The 1,447-nt window shown below is 66.9% G+C and carries 1 protein-coding gene; it reads left to right on the forward strand.

The features are described 5' to 3' along the window. Positions 1-1,447 (forward strand): type I polyketide synthase (locus C8D90_RS22155; protein WP_162844448.1); only part of this gene is annotated, 1,447 nt, incomplete at both ends.

Below are 1,447 nucleotides of genomic sequence, written 5' to 3' on the forward strand. Positions count from 1 at the left end.
AGCCGGTGGCGATCATCGGCATGAGCGGGAGCTTCCCGCAGTCGGCGGATATTGACGCGCTGTGGCACAACCTGCGGGCAGGACGGGACTGTATCAGTACGCTGCCGGCGGCCCGCTGGGGCGCGATGGCGGCGGAGACGATGCCGCAGGCCGGGGTGCTGGAGGAGACGGTGTATTTTGACCCGCTGTTCTTCGGCATCTCACCGCGCGAGGCGGTGTCGATGGATCCGCAGCAGCGGCTGCTGATGCAGCATGTGTGCCGCGTTATCGAAGATGCCGGGTACTCGACGCAGAGCCTGTCCGGCAGCGATACGGCCCTGCTGGTCGGCACCAGCGGCAGCGGCTACGGTCAGCTTTTGCTGAACAACGGCGGCAATGTTGAGGGGTATACGGCGTCGGGCATCGTTTCTTCTATGGGCCCAAACCGGATGAGTTACTGGCTGAACTGGCACGGCCCCAGCGAACCGATCGAAACGGCCTGCTCCAGCTCACTGGTGGCGATCCACCGGGCGGTGGGGCTGCTGCGCAGCGGGCAGTGCAGCCTGGCGGTGGCTGGCGGGGTGAACACGCTGTTGTCGCCGGAAGCGTATAAAACTTTCTCACGGGCGGGCATGCTCAGCCCGGGCGGGCGCTGCCGGACCTTCTCGGCGCAGGCGGACGGTTACGTGCGCGGCGAGGGTGTCGGGATGCTGATGCTCAAGCCGCTGAGTGCGGCGGAGCGCGACGGCGACCATATCTACGGGCTTATCGTGGGCAGCGCGGAAAATCACGGCGGACGTGCGGCCTCGCTGACGGCGCCGAACCCGAACGCGCAGGCGCGGTTGATCGTGCAGGCGGTAAGGGAGGCCGGGCTTAAACCGGAAGCGATAGGGTATATCGAAGCGCACGGGACGGGCACGGCGCTGGGCGATCCGATAGAGGTGCAGGGCCTGCATCAGGCATTCCGCACCCTGAGCGACGGTGAACCCCTGGCGGCAGAAAGCTGCGGCCTGGGCACGATCAAAAGCAATATCGGGCACCTTGAAATGGCGGCGGGCGTGGCAGGGGTGATCAAGACGGTGCTGCAGCTGCAACACCGGGAGCTGGTCGCCAGCCTGAACAGCCAGCCGCTGAATCCGCATATCCACCTGGAAGGCAGCCCGTTCTACGTGGTGGATACGCGGCGATCGTGGGCGGCCCCGGCGGGGCGCGATGGCGAAACGCTGCGGCGCAGCGCGGGGGTGAGCTCGTTCGGCTTCGGCGGGGTGAACGCCCATATCCTGCTGCAGGAGTACCCGGCGCGGGCCCGTGCGGCAGAGGCAGAGGCGGAGACGGGAACGGTGGTCATCGTGCTGTCGGCGCGCAGTCAGGAGGCGCTGATGCGGCGTGCGGAACAGCTGTCAGCGCACCTGTCGCAACAGGCGGTGAACCTGACGGATCTGGCGTATACGCTGCAGGTAGGGCGTGA

The sequence above is a fragment of the Enterobacillus tribolii genome (assembly GCF_003363015.1).
In the GTDB taxonomy this organism is placed as follows: domain Bacteria; phylum Pseudomonadota; class Gammaproteobacteria; order Enterobacterales; family Enterobacteriaceae; genus Enterobacillus; species Enterobacillus tribolii.